Genomic DNA, 24,349 nt, shown 5'->3' with positions numbered 1-24,349 from the left:
AACGGAACACCGGCGCTTCGAATTCCCGTCCCCAGCGATCCGGATCAATGGACTGATCCGGACTGCGTCGTCGCGACAGCCGGGGTGCAATGCATCAATCCCAATGCCGATGATGATGGTGGTAATACCCGCCATCACCGTAATACCCATACCCGCCACCATCCGGCACCACGATGCAGCCGCTCAACAGCACGGCGACACCGGCAATCAGCAAAAGGGTTTTCTTCATCACGCTCACCTGCTCGGATTCGACATGAACCCAGCATAGCGAGCGCCTTCAACACCGGCTGTAAGCGATCGTTTCCCTGTGCGGCAATCCGTAACGGCGGATTATTCCGGTCACAATGACCGTAACAAATCCCCAATCCGCAGACGTTTTCACGCCGCCACGACGCGGTTTCTCCCCGCATCCTTCGCACGATACAGCGCGGCATCGGCGGCTTCGATCAACGCATCGGGCGTCGACAGGTCGTCGGCCGACACGGTCGCGCAGCCGACGCTGACGCTCACGCGCCCGGCCGGCGACCCGGGCATCGCGAGATCGATCCGCAGCACCGCTTCGCGCGCTTCCTCGGCAACGACCCGTGCCCCGCGCGCACCGGTGTTCGGCAGCACGATGGCAAACTCCTCGCCGCCGTAGCGCGCGACGATATCGGCCGGCCGCCGCACCGCGCCGGCCAGCGCATTCGCGACCGCGATCAGGCACGCATCGCCCTTCACGTGACCGAACGCGTCGTTGTACGCCTTGAAGTGATCGACGTCGACCATCAGCAGCGACAGCGGCTCGCCTTGCCGCCGCGCCTGCAGGAACAACGTGTGGAAGTGATCGTTGAAGTGGCTGCGATTGAACGCGCCGGTCAGCCCGTCGCGCGCGGACGAACGAACCAGCGTCGCGTGCGCCTCGAACAGCTGCTGATACAGCTTCGTCACTTCCCAGGCGAGCACGCACACCAGCACGCCCGGCGTGAACATGCTGAACACGCGTGCGAGATACCAGCCGACCGTGAAGCGGCTCGTGGTCAGCAGGTTCAGCGTCGTATCGGTGAGGCAGGCGAGCACCGCGATCGCGAGCCACAGGTCGAGCGTCGTGCGCAGTCGGCCGGAAGCCAGCACGGCGACGAGCGCGAGCGCATTGAGCAGCCACACGACCAGCGCGATCCCGTCGACGGGCAGCGCGGCTGCATCGCCCGGCGGATGGAACGCGGGCGGCAGGGCGACGTTCAGCGCGAGCACGCACAGCAGCGCGGCCGCGACGGCCGGGCCGCCGACCAGCGCGAAGGTCCACAGGCGCGTCTGCGCCGCGCCGACCGGCGCATGCGTGAGCCGCTCGCGCGCGAGCAGCGCGGCCATCACGAAGCACGGAAAGCCGGCGTGCCAGAAGACCCACATCCACGCGGCGCTTTGCGGACGCGCGCCGAGCAGGCCTTGCGGCGCGAACACGCCGGGGAAGGTGAGCAGCTGCAGCGCGACGGCGAGTGCGGTGAACGCATAGGCGCCGCCGAGCGCACCGAGCACGGGCTGGCGCGTGACGGTGAACTGCGCGCCGAGGAAGAAGGCGGCGATGCTCGCGGTGGTGAACACGGTCAGCGCGCACATCGGCATGAACGGCTCGACGGCCGGCAGCGTGACGTTTGCGTGCGGCACGGCGATCGCCAGCGCGAGCATGATGACGAGTGCCGTGAGCGCGCCGAACCAAAGCTGACGACGCGTCGTATGCTGGATCAGGATGCCTTCCATGGATTCCCCCGGGCACTCGTGCGGTCACGCCCGGTCTTGGCGCCGGGCAGCATGCATCCGGCCGCAGCGCAACCGGTGCGGCCCGATCCTATCGCGTTATTGGCGTGCGCTCAAATACCGAGGCCGGGGCCGAAGTTGCCTGCGACCCAGCGCGTGACGGCATCGACGTCCGCGTAGTCCTGTTCGGGCAGGCCGTCGAGCATCGACAGCACTTCGTTACTGGCGCCGGCGTCGCGTGCGGCGTCGACGATCGCATCCTTGTTGGCCGGGTAACGGACGGCCGCCAGCACGTCGGCAATCTGCAGGTCGATCGCTTCGCCGGGGATATCGTGCGGAGGGAGAGCGGGTTTGTCGTTCACGGCGGCGGCTCGCTGGTTGGACGGGATTCGGTTCGACGCGGTTCGTGGCGGAAAGCGGTTGCACCGTTTGCACCGTGTGCAGCGCCCCGCCCGCGCGGGTGCGCTGCGGGGATGGCGATCGGCTCAGTGTCCGCGCCGCACCCGGCGCCACGGATGTTTCCAGTCGATATGCGGTGCATTTTCGTCGCGCGGATGCTGGCGCCGATGTTCCTGCCACAGTTCGTCGGAGAACAGCGCAGCCACGATCATGAGTGGCAGCACGAGGAAGATGCCGAGTATGACTTGCTCGATCACGATAGCCTCCTTGCGGTGGCAGGAACCCTTGTGTCCATTCTAGGCTCTGACCTTCGCCCGCGGTCAACTTCTTACAGCGCGGAACGCGCCCCGTTCGCGGCGCCGCCGCACGGGTGTTTCATGCGCGCGCGGGCATCAAAAAGGACACGAACATGCAACTCCAGAACGACAAGCACACGCTTGCACTACGGCCGCTGGAGCGCCAGGACCTGCGCTTCGTTCACGAGCTGAACAACGACGCGAAGATCATGCGCTACTGGTTCGAGGAGCCGTACGAAACCTTCTCCGAGCTGTCGCAACTGTATGACCGTCACGTGCACGACCAGCGCGAGCGCCGCTTCGTCGCGGTCGATCCGCAGGACGAGCTGGTCGGCCTCGTCGAGCTGATTGAGCTCGACTACATTCACCGTCGCGGCGAATTCCAGATCATCATCGCGCCCCAATGCCAGGGGCGCGGCTATGCGGGGCAGGCGACGCGCCTCGCGATCGAATATGCGTTCAAGGTGCTGAACATGCGCAAGCTGTACCTGATCGTCGACACGTCGAATGCGGCGGCCATCCACGTGTACGAGAAATGCGGATTCCAGCACGAGGCGGAATTGAAGGAAGAATTTTTCGGAAACGGCGCGTATCACAACGCTTATCGCATGTGCATTTTCCAGCGCGATTATTTCGAGCGTCCGCAAGCGATCTAAATAAGGTGGGGTAAAAATACTGGCGAACGCCCGCTGCGGCTCCGCTGCAGCGGGCGCCAAGCCTGCCCGGAAAAATACGGGTAAATACGAGTGCGCTTATACCTGGCATTTTTCTTGTATCAGGTAAATCCGGTGCCGCACTGCGGTAAATTCAGATCATTTCGGATGACTTTATGTGCAACGCATCAAAACGGTCCCGCTATTGAAATGAATTATCCAAACCGTTCAGCCGATGGACTGTAGTTTCTCCGAAAGGCTTGCCGGATGAGGCTTTGCTTCCGGCGGCGCTGGCGAATCCGCCGGACGGCAGACGCCGCAGCAAGTGAAAAACCGGGCGCGCGCAGGGTGCGACAATTCGCCGCTATTGCGATCGCACAACAAATGTGCTTGATATCGCTTGCCGGTCTTCTAAAGTGAAAAACGCGGGTTCACGATCACCTTTAAACACATAGCTAACCGAGCCTGGTGCCCGCAAGCCTGGAGACAGAACATGATGAAGCGTACCGGTGTCCTTTTTGCCCTCGTCGGCGCATTTTCCGTGGTGTCGATCGCCCAGGCGGGCGGCGATGCGGCTGTCCAGCCGAAGCAGGAAATCCAGCTGACGAAGAATGCGTGGGGCTGTCTGTCGAAAGACAATCTGGACTCCGTACTGAGTCACGACCGTGACGGCAAGTCGCAGGCGAAGCAGCAGTACTTCGACGACTACCGTTGCCTGTCGGTGCCGGAAGGCCAGCGCTTCCGCGTGGTGTCGGTCGATCAGGGCGACGTCCAGTTCGTCAGCGCCGACAACAGCGACCAGCAGGGCCTCTGGACCGATTCGCGCTTCGTCAAGCAGTAACCCGCACGCGCACCTCTCGCCCCCGCGCGCCTGCCGCAACCGCCGGCGGCGCGACCCGAACGCGGCCCGGCCGATGCCGGGCCGTCGTGCTGTGGCGCGCCCGTCACGCGCCGGGCGGCGCGCATTCGGTATCATCACGGCCCGACCGAACCGAATGCCCGCCCGGGCCGTATCCGCATGGCGCTGAAATCCACGATCTACAAAGCCGAGCTGCAAATCGCCGACATGGATCGGCACTACTACGCCGATCACGCGCTGACGGTCGCCCGTCACCCGTCCGAAACCGACGACCGGATGATGGTGCGCATCGTCGCGTTCGCGCTGTTCGCGCACGAGCGTCTCGAATTCTGCAAGGGGCTGTCGGACGTCGACGAGCCCGATCTGTGGCAGAAGGACCTGACGGGGGCGATCGACGTATGGATCGAGGCCGGCCAGCCCGACGAACGGCGCATCTCGAAGGCGGCCGGCCGCGCCGGGCAGGTCACGGTGATCGCGTACGGCGGCAAGACCTCGGATATCTGGTGGCAGGGCGTGCGCAGCAAGGTGGAGCGGCTGCGCAACGTGCAGGTGCTGTCGCTGGCCGATGGCGTCGCGGCCGCGCTCGGGCGTCTCGCCGAGCGCACGATGCGCCTGCAGTGCACGGTGCAGGACGGCGCCGCCTGGATCTCGAGCGCCGACCACGATCCGGTGGCGGTCGAATGGACGGTGCTGAAGCCGTTCGCCGACGCTTGACCGCCGGCGCGCCGCTCAGCCGAACGCGGCGGGCGGCCCCTTGAATTCCAGCATGTTCCCTTCGGGATCGAACAGATAGATCGACGGCCCGTAGCCGCCGGCGCCGTAGCGATCGGCGGGGGCGCCGGGGCGCGCGCCATGCGCGGCGAAATGCTCGATCAGCGCGTCGGCGTCGAACGGCTCGACGCGCAGGCACAGATGGTCGAGGTTGCGGCCGGTGCCGGGCGGGCCGCTGTCGGGACGATCGATCGGGCCGCCGACCGCCAGCAGGTCGATCAGCGCGTCGCCGGCGCGCAACTGCACGAGGCCCAGGTCGGGCTGTTCCTTCTCCACGTGGCAGCCGACGGCATCGCAGTAAAAGCGCGTCATCGCAGCCATGTCGGTCACGCGCAGCACGACGTGATCGATCGCGCGGATGGTCGGTTTCATGAGCGGGGCACTCCTTCGGATGGCGTGCACCGAGTGTAGACCGCGCCGGCTAAGGATGCCGCAATGCTGCACGATCGACGGACGAAAAAAAGCCCGTTCACGCAGAGCGGAACGGGCTTAATCCATATCAGGAGGAGACATGGAGGAGACAGTTCCAACTATACACACGGCGATGGTGCGTTGCAATATTCCGAGTGTAAAAAATGGTCAGGACGGCGATTGGTCGCAGCCGCACTGCAGCAAAAGGGTGACGCGCCGATGACGAAAGCGGTGCCGGAGCAGCGCTTTGCGCGGTGTTTCGTCCGATTGATCGATTGCGATGTGCCCCCGGTTTCGCCGGTGCGAATCACAGAGCAAGATTCAGGGCGCGACGGCCCATGCCGATGTCTAGAGTAGGCACCATCTACACTAGAGAGTGCGAGGTTCAGATGAAAACCGCCTATCCGACCGACGATGCCCGCTGGGGCGCCGTGACCGCCCGCGACCCGCATGCGGACGGCGCGTTCTTCTACGCCGTGCGCACGACCGGTGTGTTCTGCCGCCCGAGCTGCGCGTCGCGGCTGCCGCGGCGCGAGCATGTGTCCTTCTTTGCCAGTCCGGCCGACGCGCGCGCGGCCGGTTTTCGTCCGTGCAAGCGCTGCCAGCCGGAAGGGCTGCCGCGCGAGCTCGAGATCGTCAATCGTGCCTGCGCGGTGCTCGACGCGCATGCGGAGCGGCTCACGCTGCAGCAACTGAGCGACGCCGTGCACGTAAGCCCGTTCCACCTGCAGCGGCTGTTCAAGCGCGTGGTCGGCGTGTCGCCGCGGCAGTACCAGGCCGCGCAGCGCGGCGCCGCCTTGCGCGAGGCGCTGCAAAGCGGGCAGCCGGTCACGCAGGCGGCCGTCGACGCGGGTTTCAACTCGCCGTCGCGGCTCTACGCATCGGTGCCGCGCGAACTGGGGATGGCGCCGTCCGCGTTCCGTCGCCAGGGCGCCGGCCTGCGGATCGACTACGCGACCGCGTCGACGCCGCTCGGCACGGTGCTCGTCGCCGCGACCGAACAGGGCATCTGCCGGATCGCGTTCGGCGACGAGCCTGCATCGCTCGTCGGCGAACTGACGGATGCGTTCGCGCGTGCCGAGCTGGTCGAATCGCCTTCGCGGCTCGCGCCGTTCGTCGCGCAGATCCGCGCCTACCTCGACGGCACGCGGCACGCGTTCGACCTGCCGCTCGACATCGCGCCGACCGCGTTCCAGCAGCGCGTCTGGGAAGCGTTGACGCACATCCCGTACGGCGAAACGCGCAGCTACTCGGAGATCGCCGAGGCACTGGGCGCGCCGCGTGCGGTGCGGGCCGTCGCATCGGCCTGCGCGTCGAACCCGGTCGCGCTCGCGATCCCGTGCCACCGTGTCGTGCAGAAGGGCGGCGCGCTCGCCGGATATCGCTGGGGCGTGCGCCGCAAGGCGACGCTGCTCGCGTCCGAGGCGCGCCATGCGCACGACGATGAAACCGAAGCCGTTGCGGAGGGCAACGCAGTTTGAGCATCGAAAAAAACACGATTACGTCGATCGCGGATGGCGGCCAGGTGCCGCCGTCCGCGCAGATGGAACTGCGCTTCAAGGCGCCGTACGACTGGGCGCGCGTGCTGCGCTTCTTCAGCGGACGGGCGATTCCGGGCGTCGAACAGGTCGTCGACGGCGTGTATCGCCGCATCGTCGACCTGCACGGCGACGCGGGCCGGCTCACCGTCACGAAGCATCCGCGCAGGCATTGCCTGATCGCGACGGTCGACGGGGCGGCCGCGCGGCATGTCGACGATGCATTCGCGCGCCGCGTCGCGTCGATGTTCGACCTCGGCGCCGATCCGGCCGCGATCGGGAGCGGGCTTGCACGCGATCCGTGGTTCGCGCCACTCGTCGATGCAGCCCCGGGGCTGCGCGTGCCGGGCGCATGGTCGGGATTCGAGCTCGCGGTGCGCGCGATCGTCGGCCAGCAGGTGAGCGTGAAGGCGGCGACGACGATCGTCGGCCGGCTCGTCCAGCGGGCCGGCGAGCGCGTCGCGCACGACGACGGCATGGCGGCGTCGGACGGCGTGCCCGCCTGGCGTTTCCCGACGCCGGACGCGCTCGCAGCCTGCGATCTGGAGAAGATCGGAATGCCCGGCAAGCGGGCCGCGGCGCTGACGGGCGTGGCGCGCGCGGTGGCGGCCGGCCACGCGCCGCTCGATCCCGCCCAGGCCGATCTCGCGACGCTGCGGAGCGCCTGGCTCGACCTGCCCGGCATCGGCCCGTGGACCGTCGAATACATCGCGATGCGTGCGTGGCGCGACCCGGACGCATGGCCGGCGTCCGATCTCGTGCTGATGCAGTCGATCACCGCGCGCGATCCGTCGCTCGACCGGCTCACGAGCCAGAAGCGCCGCACCGAAGGCTGGCGGCCGTGGCGCGCGTATGCGGCGCTGCATCTGTGGAACGACGTGGCCGACCGGGCCGGCGGCGCGCGCGGCGGATGACGGTCGCCGCGGCCGGCCGGCGGGTGCGCGGGGCAGGGCCGCGCTGCGACCCGCAAACGGCGCCGGGCCGGCAGCGATCGGTCGGTGGTGCTCACGGTTGCGACGCTTGACGGCGATCACCCCGTTCCGGCGGCCGTCATCCCCCGGCGTGCGGACGGCTCGAGCGTGACGGCGACGCATCGCGGGTTCGGCTGCGCGGGTTGCACCTGGCGGCGCCGTGGCGTGCACGGCTCATGTTACTTCCGACGAATTTCGCGTGATCGTCGCGTCCGGCGGTGCCGACGGACGGTCCGCCGCGCGCGCGGCGATCGTCGTCATCGGCCCGCCCGGCGGCCCGCCGCGGCGGGCGCGCACCACCCGGAGTCACCTCAAGCGCGCGTGACGGCGAGATGTTAAAGTGCCCGCTACCAACGAAGCGACCAATAATCCAGCCGGCCGCGCGGCATCCTGCGCGCGGCCGTCACGCACTTGCGTCTCCATGTCGAACACCATGACTCACCGCCAGTCCGAACTGCTGCTGAATCGTCTCGAAGCGCTGAGCTCGGGCCCGACGCGGCAGCATCTGCCCGACGGCCTGCGCGGCATCGAAAAGGAAAGCCTGCGCGTGACGCGCGACGGGATGATCGCGTTCACGCCGCATCCGCGCGCGCTCGGTTCGGCACTCACGCACCCGTCATTGACGACCGACTATTCCGAAGCGCTGATCGAACTGATCACGCCGGCGGAAGCCGACGCGTCGATCACGCTCGAACGCCTCGACGATCTGCACCGCTACGTGTATGCGTCGCTCGGCGACGAGATGCTGTGGAATAACTCGATGCCGGGCCAACTGCCGGCCGACGACGAAATCCCGATCGCCGACTACGGCACGTCGAACATCGGCCGCCTGAAGACGGTGTACCGGCGCGGCCTCGCGTATCGCTACGGCCGCACGATGCAGTGCATCGCCGGCATCCACTACAACTACTCGCTGCACGAGGAAGTGTGGCGGCGCCTGCATGCGGAAGAGGGCTCGACGGCCACGCTGGTCGACTACCAGTCCGAGCGTTATCTCGCGCAGATCCGCAACTTCCGCCGCCGCAGCTGGCTCTTGATGTACCTGTTCGGCGCGTCGCCCGCGCTTGACACGAAGTTCCTGCGCGGCAAGCCGCACAAGCTCGACACGTTCGACGCCGATACGCTGTACCGGCCATATGCGACGAGCCTGCGGATGAGCGACCTCGGTTACTCGAACACGACCGCGCAGGCCGCGCTGCAAGTCGACTACAACACGCTGCCCGGCTATCTCGACGCGCTGTCGAAGGCCGTGAGCGAGCCGTATCCGCCATACGAGGCGATCGGCACGCATCGCGACGGCGAGTGGATCCAGATCAACACGAACGTGCTGCAGATCGAGAACGAGTTCTACTCGACGATCCGGCCGAAGCGCGTCACGTATTCGGGCGAGCGCCCGCTGCATGCGCTCGCGTCGCGCGGCGTGCAGTACATCGAAGTACGCTGCCTCGACATCGATCCGTTCGAGCCGACCGGCATCGCGCTGGAGACCGCGCGCTTCATCGACGCATTCCTGCTCGCGTGCGCGCTCGACGAGAGCCCCGCGCTCGACTGCGACGCGTACAAGGAAGCGAACGCGAACTTCGGCAGCGTGACGATGGACGGGCGCAAGCCCGGGCTGACGCTGACGCGCGACGGCCAGCCGGTCACGCTGCAGGCGTGGGCGGACGACCTGATGACCGATATCGAAACCGTCGGGCGCCGTCTCGACGAGATCCGCGGTGGCGACGAGCATGTGCGTGCGATTGCCGCGCAGCGCGAGAAGCTCGCCGATCCGGAGCGCACGCCGTCGGCGCGCGTGCTGCGCACGATGCGCGAGAACGGGCAGTCGTTCCTCGCGTTCGCGTGCGCACACAGCGAAGCGCATGCCGCGCATTTGCGCGCGAACCCGCCGTCGGCGGAGACGATGCGCGCCGAGCAGGCGCTCGCCGCGAAGTCGCTGGCCGAGCAGGCCGAGCTGGAAACGAAGGAGGCCGGATCGTTCGACGCGTTCGTCGCGGCCTATCGTGCGTATACGCTGAACCGCTTCAGCGTTTGATGGCCGCTGCCCGCTGCCCGCTGCGCATTGCGCGGCGGGCAGGCCGGTTGCGCAGTCACGCGCCCGGCCCGGTTTCGTCCACTTCAGTGATGCGCGTACGTGTCGCGATCGACCACGTGCGGCAGTGCCGGTTTTCCTGATTCCACATTCGCATGGCCGTTGCTGCCGTAGCCGGCCGCGTCGCCGCGCGCCTGCGCGGCGCGCTGCATGACCGCCTGCATGTTTTGCGGAAAGTCCGGGCTGCTGGCGAGACTCGGCCGGTAGCCGGCGGCCTGCAGTTCCGCGAGTTCCTGGCGAACTTGCGCGCGCGTCAGCGTCGACGCTGCCTGGGCCTGGGCGGCGACAGCCGAGCCGATCAGCAGGAATGCGCACGCCGCAAGTTTTATGGTCTTCATCGTGTTTGCTCCGTGAGGTATCCGGCGCCGCGCCCTTCGTCGGCGCGGGCGGAATCGATGCAGCCAGTCTAGGCTTCGGACGCCAAACGAAACACCCCGCGTGCCGTCAGTCACCTTTGTCGCCTGAGCAACATTGCGCCGGCGGCATGCTGGCGTGCGTGTCAGTGCGGCGCCAGCCGCCGTTCAGCGTGCGGCGGATTCCGTGTGTCGACGCCGCGCGCATCGGGCTTGCCCTCCTTGTGCAAGCGCGATGCGCCTCCTAACCTTTTTTAAGCGACCGATCGGTCGGCGCTGCGGCATGGTTGCATGCGCAAGCGTCGGGTGATCTTCGCCGTCGTGGAACGCACGTTTGATACGGGACAGGAGCAAGCGCTAAAGCGCCAACTCCTGTTGACCGCGAAGCATGGGACAGGAGCAAGCGCTAAAGCGCTAACTCCTGTCGACCGCGAAGCATGGGACAGGAGCAAGCGCTAAAGCGCCAACTCCTGTTGACCGCGAAGCATGGGACAGGAGTAAGCGCTAAAGCGCTAACTCCTGTCGACCGCGAAGCATGGGACAGGAGTAAGCGCTAAAGCGCTAACTCCTGTCGACACGGAGACACGATGAATCCCACCGCAACCCTGCCGCCCGGCATCCTGTTCGCGCAGCCGTTGACGCCCGTCGCCAACTCGCTGTTCCTGTCGTTCCTCGTTGCCGTGATCCCGATCGCGGTCGCGCTGATCGCGCTCGGCGTGCTGCGCCGGCCGGCATGGCAGGCGTCGCTCGCCGGCCTCGTCACCGGCCTCGCGGTCGCGATCGGCGCGTGGGGCATGCCGGCCGGCCTCGCGTTCAACGCGGTCGGCGCCGGCATGGCGCTCGCGGTCGTGCCGGTGATGTGGATCGTGTTCAACGCCTTGCTGCTGTACAACATCGCGGTGAAGTCGGGCCGCTTCGACCAGTTCCGGCAGTGGATGCTCGACCACCTGCCCGACGACCGCCGCCTCGTGCTGCTCGTCGTCGCGTTCTCTTTCGGCTGCCTGCTCGAAGGGATCTCCGGGTTTGGCACGCCGGTCGCGATCACCAGCGCACTCTTGATCGCGCTCGGCTTCCCCGCGCTCGAAGCGCTCACCTACACGCTGCTGTTCAACACGGCGCCAGTCGCGTTCGGCGCGCTCGGCGTGCCGATCACCGTGCTCGGCGCGGTCACGTCGCTGCCGCCCGCGACGCTCGGCGCGATGGTCGGCCGGCAACTGCCGTTCTTCGCGCTGCTGCTGCCGTTCTACGTGGTCGGCGCGTACGGCGGCCTGCGCTCGATCTCGAAACTGTGGCCCGCGCTGCTCGTGTCGGGTGCGAGCTTCGCGATCGCGCAGTTCGTCACGTCGAATTTCCTCGGCTACCAGCTCACCGACGTGCTGTCGTCGCTCACGTCGCTGATCGTCACGATCGGCTTCCTGCAGGTGTGGAAGCCGCAGCCCGATCCGCAATACGCGCTCGCGCGCAGCGTGCCCGCGACGGCCGGCGCCGCGCGCGCGGGCTTCGGCGGCTGGCTGCCGTGGATCGTCGTGTCGGTGGTCGTGATCGTCTGGGTGCACGCGAACATCGCGGCGATCGGCGACGTGAAGATCAAGTGGCCGGGCCTGCACAACGCGGTCTTCGTGTCGCTGTACCACAAGCCGTATGCGGCGATCTGGGACTTCCAGCCGCTCGGCACCGGCACCGCGATCCTCCTGTCGGCGATCATCACGGCCGTGCTGACGCGCACCGGCGCCGGCGCGTTCCTCGAATGCGTGGTCAAGACGTGGCGGCAGACGTGGATCGCGATCATCACGGTGATGATGATCGTCGGGCTTGCGTACCTGCTGAACTACTCGGGAATCAGCTACACGCTCGGCACCGGTGTCGCGTCGACCGGTGCGCTGTTCCCGCTCGTGTCGGCGTCGCTCGGCTGGATCGCGGTGTTCCTGTCCGGCAGCGACACGTCCGGCAACGCGCTGTTCGGCAACCTGCAGGTGGTCGCCGCGCGGCAGCTCGGCCTCGATCCGGTACTGATGGCCGCGACCAACTCGTCGGGTGGCGTGATGGGCAAGATGATCTCGCCGCAGAACATCGCGACGGGCGTCTCGACGACCGACCTGAAGGGGCAGGAAGGCATCGTGTTCGCGCGCACGTTCTGGCACAGCGTGATCCTCACACTGTTGCTCGGCGTGCTCGTGTTCCTGCAGCAGCACGTGCTGACGTGGATGATCCCCGCGCTGCCGAAGTGACGCGCGGCGGGAAGCGGCAAGGAAGGCACGAGGAACACAACGACGGAAGGCGCGGGAACAACGCGGGAACAACGCGGGAAACGCGCCCGGAAAAGCGCCGGGAAGCGCGAAGGGAAAAACGCGAAGCCGACGAACGCGCGGCGGCTCAGCGCGCGTTCACCGGCCGCGTCGCGTGCGTTGCGTCGCGGGTCGCGGACTGCGCCGGTACGATGCACGCGAGGAACGCATCGATCGCCGGGCTTTGGCGGCGCGCCTTCAGGTAGTACACGTATTCGTCGATCGTCGTGTCGACGCCGCGCAGCGCGACGACGCGCAGGTCCGGGTGACGCTCGGCCTCGCCGCGCGGAAACAGGCTTCCGCCCACGCCATGCAGGATCGCCTCGCGGATCGCTTCGCGGCTGCCGATCTCGGCGACCGACGTGGCCGCGACCCCGGCCGCCGCGAGGATCGTCTCCGTGCAGCGACGCGTGACCGACCCTTCCTCGCGAATCAGGAGCCGCACGTCGGCGAGCTGCGCGGCGTCGATCGCGTCGAAGCGTGCGAGCGGATGGTCGCGATGCACGACGAGCACGAGCGGATCGGTCGAGATCACCTTGCGTTCGAGGCCGTCCGCGTCATTGCGCTGCGACGACACCGCGAGGTCGATGCGGAATTCGTGCAGCGCCTGCAGGATTTCCTCGGAATTGCCGATCCGGCACGTGAGCGCGATCGACGGATGCGCGTGCGAGAAGCGGCCGACCGCGTCCATGATGTAGTACGGCCCGGTCGCGCCGATCCGCAGATGGCCTTCGAACAGGCCGCCGACGTTGCGCAGCATGATGTCGGCCTGCGCCTCGAGCGCGATCATCTTCTCGACGAGCGGCAGCAGCTCGATGCCGGTCTCGGTGACCTCGAGCTTGCGGCCGCTGCGATAGAACAGCTCGACGCCGTACAACTGCTCGACCTGCCGGATCTGCGCGGCGATCGTCGGCTGGCTCACGCCCAGGTGGCGCGCGGCGCGCGTGATGCTGCCCTGCCGGACGGTCGCGTGGAACGCCTTCAGCTGATCGAACACGACTCGGCTTCTCCCCCCTCTTCATCGCGCGTCAGCGTAGCGCATGCGTGTGTCGGCCACGTGAAAGGTGCGTCGTGCGCCGCTTCGAAAAAAAGCTGGGGGTGACCGCAAGAAACCTGCTGGAACCGGTCACGGCCGGGACATGCCGGTGCGGAGTAATAGCGGCAACGCACCGACCGCCGGCCCCGCTCGACCGGCGCCACCCTTACCGACCCACAGGATCCTCCTCATGTCCGCCACCAATCGACGCGATTTCCTGCGCCTCGCCGCCCAGTCGGCCGGCGCGATGGCCGCCTACGCCGGCTTCCCGCCGGCGATCCGCAAGGCGCTCGCGATGCCGGCCGCCTATCGCACCGGCACGATCCGCGACGTCGAACACGTCGTGATCTTCATGCAGGAAAACCGCTCGTTCGACCATTACTTCGGCGGGCTGCGCGGCGTGCGCGGCTTCAACGACCCGCGCCCGCACCTGCTGCCGAGCGGCGCGCCGGTGTGGCAGCAGCCGCCGGCGTCGGTGTTCACGAAGAACTACCACTCGCGCGGGCTCGACCCGTCCGCGCCGTACGTGCTGCCGTTCTACCTCGACCCGAAGCAGACGACCGAATTCCAGCCGGGCACCAACCACGGCTGGAGCAGCGGCCACCTGTCCTGGAACAACGGCCAGTGGGACCAGTGGGTGAACCAGAAGCAGGACGTGCTGACGATGGGCTACCTGAAGCGCCAGGACCTCACGTACCACTACGCGCTCGCCGACGCGTTCACGATCTGCGATTCGTACTTCTGCTCCGCGCACGCCGACACGGCGCCGAACCGCATCTACCTGTGGACCGGCACGATCGATTCGCGCAACGTCTACGGCACGCAGCCGAACGGCCCCGGCATCGGCGAGCGCAACAACACGAACGGCTACACGTGGACGACCTACGCGGAACGCCTCGAGAACGCGAAGATCAGCTGGAAGCTGTACCAGGGCGGCACGGGCATCCCGGGCGACCCGACGGACAACTACACCGACAACTCGCTGATGTTCTTCAAGCGCTTCCAGGTGAAGGAAGGCGCGAGCGGCCCGCTGGTCGACAAGGGCGCGTCGGACCACACGCTCGCCGAGCTGAAGGCCGACGTGCAGGCGAACCGGCTGCCGCAGGTGTCGTGGATCGTGTCGCCGTACAAGTACAGCGAACACCCGCAGGCGTCGCCGACCGACGGCGCGTTCTACATCAACATGGTGCTCGAGGCGCTGACGTCGAACCCGGAGGTGTGGGCGAAGACGGTGTTCATCCTCAATTACGACGAAAACGACGGGCTGTTCGACCACGTCGTGCCGCCGGTGCCGCCGGTCAGGAGCGGCGTGGGCGGCCAGGGCATCGTGTCGTCGAACCTGCTGTCGAACCTCGGCGACGAGCTGCTCGACCTGAACAAGTACCCGGGCGAGATGAGCCCGCTCGTGCCGGGTGCGGACCCGGGCGGCATCCAGCCGATCGGCCTCGGGCCGCGCGTGCCGCTGATCATCATCTCGCCCTGGACGAAGGGCGGCTGGGTCTGCTCGGAGACGTTCGACCACACGTCGGTGCTGCGTTTCCTCGAAGCGCGCTTCGGCGTGCAGGAGCCGAACATCAGCGCGTGGCGCCGCTCGGTCTGCGGCGACCTCACGTCGGCATTCGATTTCTCCGCGCGACCCGATACGCGCACGGTGAGCTTCACGGTGCCGCAGCACATCCAGACGGCCGGCCAGGCGTACCAGGTGCCCGCGCAGCAGTCGATGCCGGCGCAGGAGCCCGGCACGCGTCCGGCGCGGGCGCTGCCGTACGAGCTGTTCGTGCATGCCCGCGTGAACGGCCGCGACGACAGCGTGTCGCTCGATTTCGCGAATTCGGGTGACGCGGGCGCCGCATTCTACGTGTACGACCGCCGCAATCCGGCGACGCCGCCGCGCCGTTACGCGGTGTCCTCGCACGACCGCTTCGCCGATACCTGGAGCACGTCGGCCGCGCGCGGCGACTACCATCTCGCCGCCTATGGCCCGAACGGCTATCTGTGCGAATTCCAGGGCAACACGCGGCTGGCCGCGGACGGCCGCCACGCGAACCCGGAAGCGAAGATCGGCTACGACGTGCGCAACCGCCACGTGTACCTGCAGCTGCGCAACAGCGGCGGCGCGGCGTGCCGCGTGGTCGTCGACAACGCGTACAGCCATGCGCATGCGCGCAGCTACACGCTGGAGCCGGGCGAGCGCATCGAGGATCACTTCGAGCTGTCGTCGAGCCACGGCTGGTACGATCTGACGATCACCGCGACCACGCTGCGCGGTGGCGACGACAAGGTCGTGCGCCGCTTCGCGGGCCACGTCGAGACGGGGCGGCCGAGCCAGAGCGACCCGGGGCCGGTGAAGCAGACGGCCTGACGGCGGGCCCGCATCGAGCGGTTCGGCGTGCTCACGCCGGCCGCACGATGCCGCGTGCCGGTTGCATTCCGGCACGCGGAACCGGTTTTTGGAAACTGAAAACTGTTGACAATATATCGGGCCGAGGGTATATAACGATCATTCGCCGACATGGCGCCCTCGTTTTTCTTCCGCAGCGTCGCTGCCTGCCCGACCATGACTGCCCCGAACGCGCTCAACGCCATCGAACTCCTGCAAAGCCAGTCGCTCGCGATGATTGTCCAGGACATGCTCGAGCGCGCGATCGTGTCCGGCGAATATGCGCCGGGCGAGAAGCTCAACGAAGTCGATATCGCGACGAAGCTGAACGTGTCGCGCGGCCCCGTGCGCGAAGCATTCCGCGCGCTCGAGCAGGCCGGGCTGCTGCGCAACGAGAAGAACCGCGGCGTGACGGTGCGCGTCGTGCCGCTGCGCGAGGCCGAAGAGATCTACGAAGTGCGCGCGATGCTCGACGAGTCGGTCGCGCGCGCGCTCGCGAAACGCATTTCGCCCGACACGCTGAAGGTGCTGAAGGGCATCATCCAGTCGATGAAGGATGCCGCGAAGACGCACGACGTCACGCGCTATACCGAGCTGAACGTGCAGTTCCACGACGCGATGGTGGTCGGCGTCGGCAATACGCATCTCACCGACACCTATCGCCGGCTCGTGCGCCAGCTCGGGCTGCTGCGCCAGGCCGCGATCGAGGCCGAGGAGGATGCGATCGCGGTGTCGGCGGCCGAGCACGACAAGATCGTGCAGGCGCTCGCGAGCGGCGACGAGGAGAAGGCGGTCGCACTGGTGCGCGAGCATGTCGCGCACGGCCTCGCGCGGATGCGCCGCACGCACGAGCAGGGGTTGCCTGCGGCGGGGAAGGCGGCGCGGGAGAAAGCCGGCGCGTGAGCGGGTTGCGGCGCGGGTTTCACCGCGCGTCGATGGCGACAGGGCGCTGAACCGATCGGTCAGCGCCTTTTGTTTTTTGCATCGCTGGCGCGGTTACTTGCGGTGCGTGATGTTCGTCGCGCCTGACGGGTTCAGTTCCCGCCGAAGGTGACGAGATCCGAGCCGATGGTGGTGATCGTCGGCGCGTTGATCATTTGCCGCTCCGTTTATCGAAGAGATCGTCCAGAACCCAGCCGGTGCCAGTCTCGCAGCTCACCTGTGTGTAGGCGTAAATTTTTGCGGCGCGATCCGTCAATGGCACGCAGGATTCGCCTTTCTTGATCGTAAAGACGGGCTGGGTTCGATCGTCATTCGGCTCGGCGAAGGCAGGCATGTCTTGAAGCGCCATCCATTTTTCATCTATGTGTTTCGAGCATGCGCTGATCATCACGATGAGTGCGGGCAATAGAAGAAACCGTGTCATTTCTTCGGATGTCGTCGGACGAGTTGATGAGGGAGTCGATGGTATCGCGTTGCATGCCGATTTGTTGGCAATGCAGATAATTCAAGACGCTATCGATGCAACGCCCCGCTTCGAACGTTTTCTGCTCGTACGACTCCATCGAACCCGATAGCGGCATGTTGGAATCGTGGACCCGAAGATATGGATCGTGTGCGGCAGGACGCGTCCTATATTCATGCGGCTATTTGCATGCAGCGCCGCCGGTTCGAGAGAAGACGCCACGCTGGTGATTTGACTTGTTCTATCGAAGGTTTTCGCGTGTTCGCGATCTGGTGAGGTGATACACGCGTTTCGATAAAAATTGGCGATGCCGCAACGTTCACGAGCGCTGTGCGTTACTTGCCCCTTTATTGCATGGCGCCCGCCATCACGCCTTGTCCGCCTTCCCCGCCGCGCTCGCGAACTTCGCGAGCCACGTATCGACCATCGCCGGCCGCCGGCTTTCGTCTTCCGCACGCTCCTTGCGACGAATCGCATTGCGCACCACGTGCGCGCCCACATAGCGGATCGGCTCCGGCGGGAAATGGCCGAGTGGGCCGCGCACGATCGGGCTGCGCGTCCACGCGTTGTCGAGGCCGAGCACCAGCGACGACAGGATCTGCCCGCCCATGTAGGTCGGCCCGACGCCGTTGCCTGAATAGCCGAAGCCGTAGAACACGTTCGGCGCGCCATCGAGGCGGCCGAAGAACGGGAAGCCCGTCACCGAGCGGTCCGACGGGCCGTTCCAGCTCGCGGTGACCGGCACGCCCGCGAGCGACGGGAAGAATTCGCGCAGGCTCTGCGAGAGCTGCGCCTCGTACGGCGAGCGCCGGTCGAACACCGGCGCGATGCGGCTGCGCCACGAGAACGTGTTGCCGCCCTTGCCGAGCATCAGCCGGCCGTCGGCGGTCGTGCGGTAGTAGTACACGAAGATCCGCGAATCGAGCACCGACACGCCGTCGACGAGCCCGGTCCGTTCCAGCAGTTCCGGGCATTTCTCGGTGATGACCATGTCGCTCGACACGACCGCGATCGTGCGCTCGAACTGCGGGAAACGGCTCGCCATCCACGCGTTGATCGCGAACACCAGCTTGCCGGCGCGCACGCTGCCGGACGGCGTCCGAACGACGGCCGGCTGCCCTGGCGTGAAGTCGACGAGCGGCGTGCGCTCGTAGATCCGGATCCCCATCTCGAGCGCGACGCGGCGCAGCCCGCGCACGAGCTTGCCCGGATGCACGGTCGCGGCGATCGGCGAGTACACGCCGTCGAGATTGCGGGCCGAGCCCGAACGGCGCGCGACTTCAGCTGCCGGCAGCGGCTCGTAGCTGTGGATACCGCACGCGGCGAGCGCGTCGAGCACCGGCGCGAGCGTGCCGACCTGCGCGCGCGACGTCGCGGTGTACAGCGTGCCGTCGAGCCGCAGTTCGGCATCGATGCGATGCGTGCGACAGAAGTCGGCGATGTGCTGGACGGCCGCCTCCGACGCCTTCACGAGCCGGATCGCCTCCGCTTCGCCGAACAGGCGCCGCAGCGTCAGGAATTTGGCTGACCACGTGAGCAGGCACCCGCCGTTGCGCCCGCTCGCGCCGGCGCCGCACAGGTCGGCCTCGAGTATCGCGATGTCGAGCGCCGGGTTCTGCTGCTTCGCCTGGATCGCGGTCCAGAGCCCCGTGAAGCCGCCGCCGACGATGCAGACGTCGGCCTCTATCGTGCCCTGCAGCGCGGGGGCGAGATCGCCGTCGTTGAACAGTGCTTGTTCGATCCAGAAGGGTCGCATCGGATGTCGTGCCGGTAAGGGTCGAGAGAATTGCCGTGCCGCACACGGCGGTAAAACGCAAAACGAAAGCGAACCCGCCGCACCGCAACGCACGGCGACCGGCCGCGCGCCGCGGTACGGCGGATGCAGCGCGTCAGGCCGCCGCTTCGGCCGACACGCGCCGCACGCCCATCGCCTTCAGCGTGTCGGCGATCGCGGCGACCGCGCCTGGAATGCCGGCCTCGCCGAAGTGGCCGATGCAGCCGACGCGGAACGTGTCGACCTCGGTCAGCTTGCCCGGATACAGAATGTAGCCGCGCTTTTTGACCTCCTGATAAAACCGCTTGAAGTCGTAGTTCGGATCGTCCGGCGCATGGAACGTGACGATGATCGGTGCCTGGATCGCGGAATCGAGGAACGGCCGGAACCCGAGCGCGCGCATTCCGTCGATCAGCGCGCGCGTGTTGCGCTGGTAGCGGCCGCCGCGCGCGGCGAGCCCGCCTTCGTCGACGTATTGCGCGACGGCCGCATCGAGCGCCGCAACCACGTGCGTGGGCGGCGTGAAGCGCCACTGCGTCGTGCGCTGCATGTAGACCCACTGGTCGTACAGGTCCATCGCGAGCGAATGGCTGTTGCCTTCGCAGCGTTCGAGCGCGGTGCGCTTCGCGATCACGAAGCCGAGCCCCGGCACGCCTTCGAGGCACTTGCCCGACGCGGCGATCACCGCGTCGAACGGCGTCGTGCGCGCATCGATGTCGATCGCGCCGAACGAGCTCATCGCGTCGACGATCAGCCCGCGGCCGTGTTTCGCGACGACCTGCGCGACCTCGTGCAGCGGGTTCAGCACGCCGGCGCCGGTTTCGCAGTGCACGAGCGCGACGTGCGTGATGGTCGGATCGCCGGCGAGCGCGCGCTCGACGTCGGCCGGATCGACGCGGCGGTCCTCGCTGTAGTCGATCGTCGTGAGCTTGCGGCCGAGCACGCGGCAGATCTTCGCGAGGCGCTGGCAGTACGCGCCGTTGTTCGGCACCAGCACGTGGCCGTCGCGCGGCACGAGCGTGCCGATCGCCGCCTCGACCGAGAACGTGCCGCTACCCTGCAGCGGCACGCATTCGTGCGTGCCTTCGCCGTGCACGATCTGCAGCAGCCGTTCGCGCAGCCGTGCGGTGATCGCGTTGAAGTCGCTGTCCCACGAACCCCAGTCGCGCAGCATCGCGTCGCGCGTGCGCTCCGAGGTCGTCAGGGGGCCGGGGGTGAGCAGGATGGGCTGGGTGGCGAGCGTCATGGTGTCTCCTTGGTGAAGTCGGGACGTCACGTGAATGCGGCGAACGGATCAGCGGCGGTGCGGGGTGCGCCAGGCCTGCGTGCGGCGCAACAGGCGGTGCGAGATGCAGGCGAACAGCACGCACGCGAACGACGAGGTCGCGAGCACGAGCGTCGCCATCGCGGCGGCCGGACCCATCTGGCCCGCGTCGTCGAGGTTCAGGATCGCGACGGAGGCGGGCTGCGTGTCCGGCGAGTACAGGAACGCGACGGCGGAGACCGTCGTCATCCCGTTGACGAACAGGTAGCGCGCGATCAGCAGGATCGCGGGCAGGCACACGGGCACGGTCACGCGCAGGAAGGTCTTGTAGAACGGCACCTTCAGCGACGCGGACACGGCCTCGAACTCGCTGTCGATCTGCCGCAGCGCGGTGACGGCGGTCAGGTGGCTCGACGCGTAGTAGTGGACGACCGTGACGATCGCGAGCAGCCACAGCGACCCGTACAGCCCGTTGAGCGGATTGCCGGGCGCGTTGAACAGGAAGATGTAGCTGATGCCGAGCACGAGGCCCGGCACGCCCATCGGCAGGATCGCGCACAGGCTGATGAAGCCGCGCAGCCAGCGTGCGCCGCGGGTCTTCTCGATCAGGTAGGCGCCGCCGAACACGACGATCGTGCCGCCGAGCGCGACGGTCGCGGCCATCCGCAGGCTGTTCTTGTACGCGTCGAAGATGCCGGCGCCGATCAGTCCCATCTCGTAGTGCTGCAGCCCGACGCTCATCTGGTACGGCCAGAACTTCACGAACGACGCGAACACCGAGATGCCGACCACCGCGATGAAGAACGCGCACACCAATGCGCAGTACGCGAGCATCGCGGCGTCGAATCCGCGTGACGGCTTCGGCTGGTACGGCGTCGAGCGCGCGCCGAGCTGCGACTGCTGGCGGCGGCGGATGAAGAAGTCGACACCGAACGCGACCAGCGCCGGGCACAGCAGCATCAGGCTCACGACCGCGCTGCGGTTGAAGTCCTGCAGCCCGATGATCAGCTTGTAGATGTCGGTCGACAGCACGTTGTACGAGCCGCCGATCACGACCGGCACGCCGAAGTCGTTGATGCACATCGTGAAGGCCACCATCGTCGCGCTGATCAGCCCGTACTTCGCGCCCGGCAGCGTGATCGTGAAGAACTTGCGCACGCGGCTCGTGCCCATCGCGTCGGCGGCTTCGTAGAGCCGGCCGTCCGCGAGCGACAGCGCGGTGACGAGGATCATCAGCACGTGCGGAAACGATGCGTACACCATGCTCAGCACGATCCCCGGCAGTCCGTAGATCGAGTGGCCGTGCAGCAGCGGCTTGAGCAGCCCCGCGTTGCCGAACCAGTAGATGAACGACACGGCGGACAGCAGCGTCGGCGCGAGCAGCGGCAGTAGCGCGATCGTGCGTGCTGCGTTCTTCAGCGGCATGCACGAGCGTGTCAGCGCATACGCGAACGTGAACGCCATCGGCACGACGATCATCGTGACGAGCGCGCCGACCGTCAGCGAATGAAGCATCGAGCGCAGCACGCCGCTGTCCTCGAGATACTCGACGAAGTTGTGTGCGCCGACGAAGCGGCCGTCCGTATCGACGAAGCATTTCTGCACGACGAGCGCGAGCGGCAGCAGCAGGAACAGCGACATCAGCGCGGCCATCGCGACGAGCGCGAGCTGTGCGAGGCGGTCGTGCCAGTGCGTGAGCTGCCGCACGTCGGCGGAGGCGGCCGCGCCGCGGCGGCGTTCGGTGAGGACGGCGCTCATTGCAGTCGCTCCTTCGCGCTCGGGAACACGCGGACATGCTCGCGATCGAGCGCGAGGTCGATGCGTGCGCCGGCCTGCACGCCGGTGCGGTCGACGTCGTGATACGACAGGTCGGCGACGACTTCCTGGCCGTCGAGCCCGTCGATCCGGAAGCTCACGCGACAGAACGCGCCGAGGAACTCGAGCTTCTCGACGCGGCCGGCCAGCACGTTGTCGGCCGTCTCGCCCGGAATGCGGATGCGCAGATCCTCGGGCCGCACGTAGACCGACACGGCCGCGCCCTGGGCCGGCCGGTTCGCGCCATGCCGGCAGTCGAAGCCGATGCCGCCCGCGCGCAGCGTGCCGTCCTGCGCGACTTCGGCGGGGATCGTGTTGACGCGGCCGATGAAGTCCGCGACGAACGGCGACGCGGGCTGGCGGTAGATTTCGAGCGGCGTGCCGATCTGCTCGATCACGCCGTGATTCATCACGACGATGCGGTCGGCCATCGACAGCGCCTCTTCCTGGTCGTGCGTGACCATGATCGTCGTCACGCCGAGCCGCTGCTGCAGCGCGCGGATCTCCTGGCGCAGCCGCACGCGCACGCGCGCATCGAGTGCCGACAGCGGCTCGTCGAGCAGCAGCAGGCCGGGCGACGTCGCGAGCGCGCGCGCGAGTGCGATGCGCTGCTGCTGGCCGCCGGACAACTGACCGGGATGCTTGCGATGGCTGTCGGGCAGGCCGACCAGCGCGAGCAGCGTATGCACGCGCTCGTGGATCGCGTCGCGCTTCATCCTGCGGTTCACGAGCCCGTACGCGACGTTGTCGAAGACGGTGAGGTTCGGAAACAGCGCGTACGACTGGAACACGATCCCGTAGTCGCGCAGTTGCGGCGGCAGCCGCGAGATGTCGCGGCCGTCCTGCATGATGTGGCCGGCGCTTTGCGCCTCGAGCCCCGCGATGATCCGCAGCAGCGTGGTTTTCCCGCAGCCGGACGGCCCCAGGAAGCAGATCATCTCGCCCTTCATCACGCTGAGGTTGATGTCGGTGAGGACCTGTGTGTCGTTGTACCGCTTTTCGATGCGTTCTACGCTCAGATAGGGTGCCATGCACGCCTCCACGCTGCGGGCGGCCCGGATGCGGGCCGGATACGACGATCGGAAGGGAGGCGGGGCGGCGCGTGTCGCGGCCCCGCTGCCTGGTGCGGCGTTATCGCCGCGTCATTGCTGTGCTTTCGCCCCGTAGCGCTTCTGCCAGGTATCGAGGATCGACTGACGGTTCTTCGCCGACCACACGAAGTCGTTCTTCACGAGCAGGTCCGCGTAGTTGTCGGGGATGCCGGCCAGCTTGCGCGCGACGCCCGGGTACGCGACGATCGCCCACCAGCGCGCGGTGATCTGGTTCGCGTCCTTGCTCGCCATGAAGTCCGCGAGTTTCTTCGCGGCGTCGGGCTGCCTGGTCGTCTTCATGATCGCGGTGCCTTCCATGTCCCAGCCGAGCCCTTCCTTCGGGAACACGAGATCGATCGGCGCGCCCTGCGCCTGCAGTTCATGACCGCGGAACTCGAACGAGATGCCGATCGGGAATTCGCCGGTGCCGGCGAGCGTGCACGGCTTCGAGCCCGAATGTACGTACTGCGCGACGTTCTTGTCGAGCGCGTCCATGAATTTCCAGCCGCGGTCGTCGCCGAAGGTCTGCAGCCACGCGGTGACGTCGAGATAGCCGGTGCCCGACGACACCGGGCTCGGCATCACGATCGCGCCTTTGTAGACCGGCTTCGTCAGGTCTTCCCACGACGTCGGCTTCGGGATGTTCTTCGCCTGCGCGGCGACGCGGTTGTAGCAGATCGTCGCGCCCCACACGTCCATGCCGACCCAGTGCGGCGGCGTGTTCGCGTCGCTGTACTTGCGCGTGAGCTGGTCGAAGCCCTTCGGCGCATACGGCATCAGCATCCCCTGCAGGTCGAGCAGCGTGAGGCTCGATGCGGCGAGGCCGAGGATGACGTCCGCGCGCGGGTTGTTCTTCTCCGCGAGCAGCTTCGCGGTGACCGAGCCGGTCGAGTCGCGCACCCAGCGGATCTCGATGTCGGGGTTCGCTTTCTCGAAGGCGTCCTTGTAGGGCTTCATCGCCTCGTCCTCCAGCGCGGTGTAGACGAGCAGCGACGTCTTCGCATGCGCCGCCTGCGCCGCGCCGAGCGCGACCGCGGCGGCCAGCGCGACGCGCGCCGCGCCCGTCGCCCATGCATTGAAACGCTTCTGTACCGGCACTTCGTTCATCTTCAGACCCCTTGACCGTGGCGCCGCGGCATGCGGCGGATGAGTGGAGACCAGCCCTCTTCGTACTGCCTCGTGTTTCCGTCTTTTGCTTTCTGTTCTCTGCATGTTGTTGACA

General features: G+C 67.2%; 23 protein-coding genes. 9 read left to right on the top strand and 14 right to left on the bottom strand.

Annotated elements, in window-relative coordinates:
• Positions 1 to 94: 94 nt before the first annotated feature.
• From DIE17_RS37985 to DIE17_RS37445, 4 genes are all read right to left on the bottom strand, one after another.
• Positions 95 to 229 carry a hypothetical protein gene (locus DIE17_RS37985; protein WP_257773917.1) on the bottom strand — a complete coding sequence of 45 codons (135 nt, stop codon included), beginning with the start codon at positions 227 to 229 and terminating at the stop codon, positions 95 to 97.
• 149 nt (positions 230 to 378) lie between these two features.
• A complete protein-coding gene (locus DIE17_RS16105) occupies positions 379 to 1,737 on the bottom strand; it encodes a GGDEF domain-containing protein (protein ID WP_124520582.1) in 1,359 nt (452 codons plus the stop codon).
• 110 nt (positions 1,738 to 1,847) lie between these two features.
• Entirely contained in the window at positions 1,848 to 2,096 is a 249-nt protein-coding gene (locus DIE17_RS16100; RefSeq protein WP_006756942.1) for a DUF2795 domain-containing protein, read from the bottom strand.
• Between the two features lie 123 nt (positions 2,097 to 2,219).
• A complete protein-coding gene (locus DIE17_RS37445; RefSeq protein WP_044848668.1) occupies positions 2,220 to 2,390 on the bottom strand; it encodes a hypothetical protein in 171 nt (56 codons plus the stop codon).
• 152 nt (positions 2,391 to 2,542) lie between these two features.
• On the opposite strand from DIE17_RS37445, the gene speG reads away from it, so the two are divergent.
• From speG to DIE17_RS16085, 3 genes are all read left to right on the top strand, one after another.
• Complete coding sequence (gene speG / locus DIE17_RS16095; RefSeq protein ID WP_124520581.1) at positions 2,543 to 3,085, top strand: spermidine N1-acetyltransferase; 543 nt, start codon at positions 2,543 to 2,545, stop codon at positions 3,083 to 3,085.
• Between the two features lie 490 nt (positions 3,086 to 3,575).
• Positions 3,576 to 3,923 carry a surface attachment protein Sap1 gene (gene sap1, locus DIE17_RS16090; RefSeq protein WP_185735380.1) on the top strand — a complete coding sequence of 116 codons (348 nt, stop codon included), beginning with the start codon at positions 3,576 to 3,578 and terminating at the stop codon, positions 3,921 to 3,923.
• Positions 3,924 to 4,100: 177 nt separating this feature from the next.
• A complete protein-coding gene (locus tag DIE17_RS16085) occupies positions 4,101 to 4,655 on the top strand; it encodes a YaeQ family protein (RefSeq protein WP_124486733.1) in 555 nt (184 codons plus the stop codon).
• A gap of 15 nt (positions 4,656 to 4,670) precedes the next feature.
• On the opposite strand, the gene DIE17_RS16080 is transcribed toward DIE17_RS16085, so the two are convergent.
• Positions 4,671 to 5,084 (bottom strand): VOC family protein, encoded by a 414-nt coding sequence (locus tag DIE17_RS16080; protein ID WP_124520580.1) that lies wholly within the window; start codon positions 5,082 to 5,084, stop codon positions 4,671 to 4,673.
• Between the two features lie 428 nt (positions 5,085 to 5,512).
• Here DIE17_RS16080 and ada point away from each other — a divergent pair, with 428 nt between their 5' ends.
• From ada to gshA, 3 genes are all read left to right on the top strand, one after another.
• Entirely contained in the window at positions 5,513 to 6,604 is a 1,092-nt protein-coding gene (gene ada / locus DIE17_RS16070; protein ID WP_044847321.1) for a bifunctional DNA-binding transcriptional regulator/O6-methylguanine-DNA methyltransferase Ada, read from the top strand.
• Positions 6,601 to 7,575, top strand: a complete 975-nt coding sequence (locus tag DIE17_RS16065; protein ID WP_124520579.1) for a DNA-3-methyladenine glycosylase — start codon at positions 6,601 to 6,603, stop codon at positions 7,573 to 7,575. The genes ada and DIE17_RS16065 overlap by 4 nt, the downstream gene beginning before the upstream one ends.
• 478 nt (positions 7,576 to 8,053) lie before the next feature.
• Complete coding sequence (gshA, locus tag DIE17_RS16060; RefSeq protein WP_185500353.1) at positions 8,054 to 9,667, top strand: glutamate--cysteine ligase; 1,614 nt, start codon at positions 8,054 to 8,056, stop codon at positions 9,665 to 9,667.
• An 83-nt stretch (positions 9,668 to 9,750) separates the two neighbouring features.
• On the opposite strand, the gene DIE17_RS16055 is transcribed toward gshA, so the two are convergent.
• On the bottom strand, positions 9,751 to 10,062 hold the full coding sequence (locus DIE17_RS16055; RefSeq protein WP_124520577.1) for a DUF4148 domain-containing protein: 312 nt from the start codon (positions 10,060 to 10,062) through the stop codon (positions 9,751 to 9,753).
• 602 nt (positions 10,063 to 10,664) lie between these two features.
• Here DIE17_RS16055 and DIE17_RS16045 point away from each other — a divergent pair.
• Complete coding sequence (locus DIE17_RS16045) at positions 10,665 to 12,305, top strand: L-lactate permease (protein WP_124486726.1); 1,641 nt, start codon at positions 10,665 to 10,667, stop codon at positions 12,303 to 12,305.
• A 145-nt stretch (positions 12,306 to 12,450) separates the two neighbouring features.
• Here DIE17_RS16045 and DIE17_RS16040 read toward each other — a convergent pair whose 3' ends face one another.
• Positions 12,451 to 13,359, bottom strand: coding sequence for a LysR family transcriptional regulator (locus tag DIE17_RS16040; RefSeq protein WP_124520576.1), 909 nt, complete (start codon positions 13,357 to 13,359; stop codon positions 12,451 to 12,453).
• A gap of 229 nt (positions 13,360 to 13,588) precedes the next feature.
• Between DIE17_RS16040 and DIE17_RS16035 the strand changes: the two genes are divergently transcribed.
• Together DIE17_RS16035 and DIE17_RS16030 are read left to right on the top strand one after the other, a co-directional pair.
• On the top strand, positions 13,589 to 15,760 hold the full coding sequence (locus DIE17_RS16035) for a phosphocholine-specific phospholipase C (RefSeq protein WP_124520575.1): 2,172 nt from the start codon (positions 13,589 to 13,591) through the stop codon (positions 15,758 to 15,760).
• Between the two features lie 195 nt (positions 15,761 to 15,955).
• Complete coding sequence (locus tag DIE17_RS16030; protein WP_044847361.1) at positions 15,956 to 16,681, top strand: phosphonate utilization associated transcriptional regulator; 726 nt, start codon at positions 15,956 to 15,958, stop codon at positions 16,679 to 16,681.
• Positions 16,682 to 16,871: 190 nt separating this feature from the next.
• Here the strand turns inward: DIE17_RS16030 and DIE17_RS16025 are convergent, their stop codons facing one another.
• The 7 genes from DIE17_RS16025 to DIE17_RS15995 all read right to left on the bottom strand — a co-directional run bounded on the left by DIE17_RS16025 (position 16,872) and on the right by DIE17_RS15995 (position 24,234).
• Positions 16,872 to 17,069, bottom strand: a complete 198-nt coding sequence (locus DIE17_RS16025; protein WP_124520574.1) for a hypothetical protein — start codon at positions 17,067 to 17,069, stop codon at positions 16,872 to 16,874.
• A 7-nt stretch (positions 17,070 to 17,076) separates the two neighbouring features.
• Positions 17,077 to 17,301: a hypothetical protein gene (locus tag DIE17_RS16020; protein ID WP_124520573.1), complete on the bottom strand. Its 225-nt coding sequence runs from the start codon at positions 17,299 to 17,301 to the stop codon at positions 17,077 to 17,079.
• Positions 17,302 to 17,550: 249 nt separating this feature from the next.
• A complete protein-coding gene (locus DIE17_RS16015) occupies positions 17,551 to 18,939 on the bottom strand; it encodes an FAD-dependent oxidoreductase (RefSeq protein ID WP_124520572.1) in 1,389 nt (462 codons plus the stop codon).
• Between the two features lie 133 nt (positions 18,940 to 19,072).
• Entirely contained in the window at positions 19,073 to 20,203 is a 1,131-nt protein-coding gene (locus DIE17_RS16010) for a 2-aminoethylphosphonate--pyruvate transaminase (RefSeq protein ID WP_124486721.1), read from the bottom strand.
• Positions 20,204 to 20,251: 48 nt separating this feature from the next.
• A complete protein-coding gene (locus DIE17_RS16005; protein ID WP_124520571.1) occupies positions 20,252 to 21,979 on the bottom strand; it encodes a putative 2-aminoethylphosphonate ABC transporter permease subunit in 1,728 nt (575 codons plus the stop codon).
• A complete protein-coding gene (locus DIE17_RS16000) occupies positions 21,976 to 23,067 on the bottom strand; it encodes a putative 2-aminoethylphosphonate ABC transporter ATP-binding protein (RefSeq protein WP_124520570.1) in 1,092 nt (363 codons plus the stop codon). Before DIE17_RS16000 ends, DIE17_RS16005 begins: the two co-directional genes overlap by 4 nt.
• A 111-nt stretch (positions 23,068 to 23,178) precedes the next feature.
• Positions 23,179 to 24,234 carry a putative 2-aminoethylphosphonate ABC transporter substrate-binding protein gene (locus tag DIE17_RS15995; RefSeq protein WP_124520569.1) on the bottom strand — a complete coding sequence of 352 codons (1,056 nt, stop codon included), beginning with the start codon at positions 24,232 to 24,234 and terminating at the stop codon, positions 23,179 to 23,181.
• Positions 24,235 to 24,349 lie beyond the last annotated feature (115 nt).

The organism is Burkholderia sp. Bp9099 (genome assembly GCF_003857805.1).
In the GTDB taxonomy this organism is placed as follows: domain Bacteria; phylum Pseudomonadota; class Gammaproteobacteria; order Burkholderiales; family Burkholderiaceae; genus Burkholderia.
The sequence above is the reverse complement of the archived record's forward strand: the minus strand, read 5'-3'. Positions and strand labels throughout refer to the sequence as shown.